Source organism: Kluyvera sp. 142486 (genome assembly GCF_046569695.1).
Lineage (GTDB): Bacteria > Pseudomonadota > Gammaproteobacteria > Enterobacterales > Enterobacteriaceae > Kluyvera.
Window position 1 is genome coordinate 197056 of record NZ_JBKHUI010000009.1, and the last position, 6569, is coordinate 203624.

6 protein-coding genes are annotated in these 6569 nt (G+C 56.0%); 1 reads left to right on the forward strand and 5 read right to left on the reverse strand.

Annotation, left to right across the window (positions count from 1 at the left end):
• Positions 1-6: 6 nt before the first annotated feature.
• From ispH to ribF, 5 genes are all read right to left on the reverse strand, one after another.
• Positions 7-957 carry a 4-hydroxy-3-methylbut-2-enyl diphosphate reductase gene (gene ispH / locus ACLGE8_RS12275; protein WP_410998792.1) on the reverse strand — a complete coding sequence of 317 codons (951 nt, stop codon included), beginning with the start codon at positions 955-957 and terminating at the stop codon, positions 7-9.
• 1 nt (position 958) lies between these two features.
• Positions 959-1408, reverse strand: coding sequence for an FKBP-type peptidyl-prolyl cis-trans isomerase (fkpB, locus tag ACLGE8_RS12280; RefSeq protein ID WP_064547280.1), 450 nt, complete (start codon positions 1406-1408; stop codon positions 959-961).
• Between the two features lie 141 nt (positions 1409-1549).
• Positions 1550-2038 (reverse strand): signal peptidase II, encoded by a 489-nt coding sequence (gene lspA, locus ACLGE8_RS12285; RefSeq protein WP_333496036.1) that lies wholly within the window; start codon positions 2036-2038, stop codon positions 1550-1552.
• Positions 2038-4887 (reverse strand): isoleucine--tRNA ligase, encoded by a 2850-nt coding sequence (ileS, locus tag ACLGE8_RS12290; protein WP_410998795.1) that lies wholly within the window; start codon positions 4885-4887, stop codon positions 2038-2040. Before ileS ends, lspA begins: the two co-directional genes overlap by 1 nt.
• A 33-nt stretch (positions 4888-4920) precedes the next feature.
• Entirely contained in the window at positions 4921-5859 is a 939-nt protein-coding gene (ribF, locus tag ACLGE8_RS12295) for a bifunctional riboflavin kinase/FAD synthetase (RefSeq protein ID WP_185668293.1), read from the reverse strand.
• A 328-nt stretch (positions 5860-6187) separates the two neighbouring features.
• Here ribF and rpsT point away from each other — a divergent pair, with 328 nt between their 5' ends.
• Complete coding sequence (gene rpsT, locus ACLGE8_RS12300; protein WP_003018940.1) at positions 6188-6451, forward strand: 30S ribosomal protein S20; 264 nt, start codon at positions 6188-6190, stop codon at positions 6449-6451.
• The last annotated feature ends 118 nt before the right edge of the window (positions 6452-6569 follow it).

Sequence of the window (6569 nt, forward strand, 5' to 3'; positions counted from 1 at the left end):
ATTAATTTATTCGACTTCACGAACATCCACACGCAGCTCGCGCGGAACCTCAAAGACGATATTCTCTTCGCGGCCTTCAAGGGTAATTGCCTCGCCGCCGCCTAACGATTGCAGGCGAGCAATGACGTTCTGCACCAGAATATCCGGCGCGGATGCCCCGGCGGTGACGCCGACGCAGGACGCTTCTTTCACCCAGGCTTCCTGGATATCAGACGCATCGTCAATCAGATAGGCTGCTTTCCCCATCCGCTGCGCCAGTTCGGCCAGACGGTTGGAGTTGGAAGAGTTCTTCGACCCGACGACCAGCACCACGTCCGCCTGCTGGGCGAGCGATCGCACGGCTTCCTGGCGGTTGGTGGTGGCGTAGCAGATATCGTCTTTACGCGGGCCAACGATTTTTGGGAACCGCTGGCGTAACGCGTCAATAACGTCAGAGGTATCGTCCACCGAGAGCGTGGTCTGAGTCATAAACGACAGCTTGCCTTCGTCTTTCACCGCCAGCTTCAGGACATCTTCCGGCGACTCAACGAGGTACATCCCCCCTTTCGGGTTGCTGTACTGGCCCATTGTGCCTTCGACTTCCGGGTGACCGGCGTGGCCGATAAGAATCGACTCTTCGCCGCGACGGCTGGCGCGCGCCACTTCCATATGCACTTTGGTGACCAGCGGGCAAGTCGCGTCAAAGACCGTCAGATCGCGGCTTTTCGCTTCGTTACGCACGGCCTGAGAAACGCCGTGGGCGGAGAAGATCAGGATGGCGCCGTCCGGCACTTCGCTAATCTGCTCGATAAAGATAGCGCCGCGTGCGCGCAGGCTGTCCACCACATAGCGGTTATGCACCACTTCGTGACGAACGTAGATTGGCGCGCCATAAATGGCGAGCGCATTTTCAACAATGCTGATAGCGCGGTCAACGCCTGCACAAAAGCCGCGTGGGTTGGCCAACAGGATCTGCATGTTACGCCTCCAGTACCGGATCGACTTCCAGTACTTCAATATCAAAATGAACGGTATGGCCCGCCAGCGGGTGGTTGAAATCAACCGTGATGGAGTCACCGTTAATCTCGCGGATCACGCCTGGCATCTCGCTGCCGTCCATTGCGGTGAACAGCATGATAGCGCCGATTTCCGGTTCGCCCGCATCCATAAATTCGCGGCGGGAGAAGTACTGGATAAGATCGGGCGTGGAAATACCAAACGCCGCGTCAGGCTCCAGAGAGAAGGATTTTTTGTCCCCGGCCTTCAGGCCGAGAAGATGCTGCTCCAGCCCTTCAGACAGGGAGGCATCGCCCAGACGAAACAGCGCCGGTTTGCCGTTGTTACGGGTCGACTCAGCGGTAGAGCCATCGTCCAGTTTCAGCGTGAAGTGCACCAGCACCGCGCTATTGCTTTGAATCGAGTTAGACATGCAGGGACAGCCTTTTATCTTACGACATTGGAATGACGATTATTGTTATACGTTCGGCGCAACGATTGCCCGGTGGCGCTACGCTTACCGGGCCTACAACGGATTGTAGGCCGGATAAGCGCAGCGCCATCCGGCATTATCTTACGCCTGCTTTTTCGGCAGGAAACCTTCCAGCACGATAAGCGCAGCACCGATACAGATTGCCGTATCGGCCAGGTTGAAGGTGGCAAAGTGCCAGTCGCCGACGTAGAAATCGATCATGTCGACAACGAAGCCGTGCCACAGACGGTCGAACAGGTTACCCAGCGCGCCGCCAATAATCAGCGCATAGGCGATGTTATTCAGCTTTTGTGTGGCCTTAGCGCGATACATCAGCACCGCCAGCGCAATACAGATACCGATAGCGATACCCGCAAAGAACCAGCGCTGCCAGCCACCGCTGTCGGCCAGGAAGCTAAACGCCGCGCCATAGTTACGCGCATAATGCAGATTAAGCGACGGGAACAGCGAAACCGTCTCCCCCAGAGCAAAGTTCTGGAGGATCAGGTATTTACTGCCCAGATCGATAATCAGCACGACGACTACCAGCCACAGCCAGCGCAGCCCTGTTGAACAAATCGATTTACTCATCAGGCAAACTTACGTTTTTCGCCGTCACCGGCCACGTTGCTCACACAGCGTCCGCAGATTTCTGCGTGTTCCGCCACCTTACCGACGTCCTGAGTGTAATGCCAGCAACGCGGGCACTTCTCGCCTTCGGCTTTATTCAGCGCCACTTTCAGCCCTTTCAGCAGTTCGCTCTGCTGGGCATCGGCGGTTGCCGCTTCATAATCCGCAACGGTCGCCCCGGAGGTCAACAGGACAAATCGTAATTCGTCGCCGAGTGCGTTCAGTTTAGCCGCCAGTTCCGGCTGGGCGTACAGGGTGACTGCCGCTTCCAGAGAACCACCGACTTTCTTATCAGCACGCGCCTGCTCGATGACCTTGTTCACTTCGCCACGAACCTGCAGCAGCGTTTCCCAGAACGCGTCGTTCATCGCTTCGCTGTCGGCCAGGCCAAACAGACCTTCGTACCACTCGCCGGTGAAGACGTACTTCTCGCGGTCACCCGGCAGGTAGCCCCAGATTTCGTCGGCGGTGAAGGACATGATTGGCGCCATCCAGCGAACCAGCGCTTCTGCGATATGGTACAGCGCAGTCTGGCAGCTACGACGCGCCACGCTGTCCGCTTTCGCGGTGTACTGGCGGTCTTTGATGATGTCGAGGTAGAACGAGCCCATTTCGATGGAGCAGAAGCGCATCAGGCGCTGCACCACTTCGTGGAAGTCATAGGATTCGTAGGCTTTCATGATGTCAGCCTGCGCTTCTTGCGCGCAGCCCACGGCCCAACGGTCCAGAACTACCATCTCTTCCGGTTTCACCATGTCTTTTACCGGGTCGAAACCATTAAGGTTCGCCAGCAGGAAGCGCGCGGTGTTACGGATACGACGATAGCTGTCGGCAGCACGTTTCAGGATCTCATCCGATACCGCCATTTCGCCGGTGTAGTCGGTTGATGCCACCCACAGACGCAGGATATCTGCGCCCAGCTTGTTCATCACGTCCTGCGGAGAAACGGTGTTACCGATAGATTTAGACATCTTACGGCCCTGACCATCGACGGTGAAGCCGTGAGTCAGCACCTGGCGATACGGCGCTTTGCCTTTCATCGCGACGCTGATCATCAGGGAGGACATGAACCAACCGCGGTGCTGGTCAGAACCTTCCAGATACATGTCCGCAGAATGGCAGCCGAACTCAGGGCGCGCATCGACGACGGAGTAGCTGGTTGAACCGGAGTCGAACCACACGTCCAGAGTATCCGGCACTTTGACGTAGTTGTCCGCGTCGTCACCGAGGATTTCACGCGGGTCAAGATCCCACCACGCCTGAATACCGTCTTTTTCAACGTATTTAGCGACCGCTTCCATCAGTTCAGTGGTGCGCGGGTGCAGCTCTTCGGTGTCTTTATGCACGAACAGCGCCATTGGTACGCCCCAGGTACGCTGACGGGAGATACACCAGTCAGGACGGTTCGCCACCATCGATTCGATACGTGCTTTACCCCAGGCCGGGATCCAGCCGCTCAGATCTTCTTTCGCCAGGCCTTCCTGCTCGATGCGGTCGATCTCTTTGAGAGACTGAATACGCAGGCCTTTTTTATCCATGCTGACGAACCACTGCGGGGTCGCACGGAAGATGATCGGTGACTTGTGACGCCAGCAGCATGGGTAGCTGTGCTGCATTTTTTCTACGTGCAGCAGTGCGCCTTTTTCGGTCAACAGCGCAACGATTTTGTCGTTGGCTTTGAAGACGTTCACGCCGTCCAGTTCTGGGTAAGTGCCCGCCAGGTAAGCGCCATCAGGGCCAACCGGGTTAGCAATTTCCAGACCGTATTTCTGGCTGATCACATAGTCGTCAGGGCCGTGGCCGCCGGCGGTATGCACCGCACCGGTACCGGCATCCAGCGTCACGTGGTCGCCCAGAATAGCTGGAACGTCGAAGCCCATGAACGGGTGGGTGAAGCGCAGCAGTTCCAGCTCGGCGCCTTTGACGGTGCCCAGAATGGTGTAATCGCTCACGCCGATGCGCTTCATCACGCTCTCAACGAGGTCGCTTGCCAGAATCAGCGCCTGGCCGTCAATCTGCACCAGCGCGTAGTCGAAGTCAGGGGCCAGGGAGATGGCACGGTTCGCTGGCAGGGTCCACGGTGTAGTGGTCCAGATAACCAGGGAGATCGGGCCGGTCACGTTCGCCGCGCCAAATTTCGCTTTCACCGCATCCTGGTCAGCGGCGTGGAACGCCACGTCGATGGACGGAGAAGTTTTGTCGTAGTACTCAACTTCCGCTTCCGCCAGCGCAGAACGGCAGTCAACGCACCAGTGCACTGGCTTCGCGCCTTTGTGCAGGTGGCCGTTGGCAACGATTTTGCCCAGCGCACGAATGATGTTGGCTTCAGTTTTGAAGTCCATGGTCAGATATGGCTTCTGCCAGTCGCCCAGCACGCCCAGACGGATGAAGTCGGTACGCTGACCGTCAACCTGGGTTGCGGCGTATTCGCGGCACTTGGCGCGGAACTCGGCGGCAGTAAATTTCTCGCCCGGCTTGCCAAATTCTTGCTCAACTTTCAGCTCGATAGGCAGGCCGTGGCAGTCCCAGCCTGGCACGTACGGAGAGTCATAACCGGAAAGTCCTTTGGACTTCACGATAATGTCTTTCAGAATCTTGTTAACCGAGTGACCAATATGAATGTTGCCGTTCGCATATGGAGGGCCATCATGCAGAATGAACGTTTTTTTGCCTTTTTTGGCTGCACGAATGATGCCGTACAGGTCATCATCAGTCCAACGCGCCAGCATTCCCGGTTCGCGCTTGGCGAGATCGCCGCGCATCGGGAACCCTGTTTCCGGCAAATTCAGGGTTGATTTATAGTCACTCATCAGATTCTCGGTTCCGTATATTTACGTAGGCATTTAAGCCGGGTTTGAAAGCCCAAAAAACTCGCGGGCCGTTAATTCATCACGCGCAATCTGCGCTTTTAGTTCATCCAGCGATGCAAATCGCTGCTCGTTGCGTATTTTTTTACGCAGCACTACATCTATATGGCGACCGTAAAGGTCCATTACAACGTCGAGCAAATGCACTTCCAGCTGCTGGCGAACGCCTGCAACCGTCGGGCGCGTACCAATATTTGCCACGCCCGGCAGAGGCTTATCACCCAGCCCCGTGACTTCTACCGCATAGACCCCTTTTACCGGGGACACCTGACGACGCAGCGGTAAGTTCGCCGTCGGGAAACCGATGGTTCGGCCCAGTTCATCGCCGTGCACCACGCGCCCGGAGATGATAAACGGATGGCCCAGCAGGCTTTCAGCCTGTTCGAGGTTATCCTCGGCCAGCGCCTGACGTACCGCGGTGCTGCTAATGCGCACACCACCGTGGCAGAAGGTTTCGGTACTGGTGATATCGAAACCAAAATCTTCGCCAGCCTTCTGTAATAACAAGAAATCGCCCTGACGACCAGCGCCGAAGCGGAAATCATCGCCAACGGCGAGAAACTGCACCCCCAGACGCTTCACCAGCAGTTCGCTGATAAAGTCCTGCGCGGTCAGCGCCGCAAAGCGACGGTCAAAGCGCAGGCAGAGGACGTAGTCCACTCCACTCTCGGCCAGATAGCGCAGTTTTTCACGCAGACGCGTCAAGCGAGCCGGGGCCTTGTCAGCCGCGAAAAGCTCCAGCGGCTGCGGTTCAAAAATCATCACCACCACAGGCAAACCGCGCGCTCTGCCCTCGGCACGTAAGCCTTGCAGTAACGCCTGATGCCCGCGATGCACACCGTCGAAATTACCAATGGTCAGCACGCACCCATGCGGGGCCTGGCTGAGATTATGTATGCCGCGTATCAGCTTCATGTCTGGCTCAAAAGAGTGAAAATCGTCAGAGTATACCTTGTACAACCCGTCACGTTAACCCGCGATTACGCCTCACGGCGGAAAGAAGGAATGTTTTCATCAGCATCCGCTGGAAAGGTAAGAAAATATGGCCGACGCGCATGATTTTTGTGCCGGAAGGACTGTATTCGTTGCCCACAAGCTGGTAGAATCCTGCGCCATCAATACGTAATGCAGCGTTGTCAAATTAACGGCGCTTATTTGCACAAATCCATTGACAAAAGAAGGCTAAACGGGCATATTCCTCGGCCTTTGAATTGTCCATATAGAACACATTTGGGAGTTGGCCTTGGCTAATATCAAATCAGCTAAGAAGCGCGCCGTTCAGTCTGAAAAGGCTCGCAAACACAACGCTAGCCGTCGCTCTATGATGCGTACTTTCATCAAGAAAGTATACGCAGCTATCGAAGCTGGCGACAAAGCTACTGCACTGAAAGCATTTAACGAAATGCAACCAATCGTGGACCGTCAGGCTGCTAAAGGTCTGATCCACAAAAACAAAGCTGCACGTCATAAAGCAAACCTGACTGCACAGATCAACAAACTGGCTTAATCGCCCGCTTGTTATCAGCTTTGAAATAAATATCCTCCGGCATAGCCGGAGGTTTTTCTGATGCGCCTATAAGGCTCTCTTACCAGCCGCGCCCTAACAGGCGCATACGATCTGACAT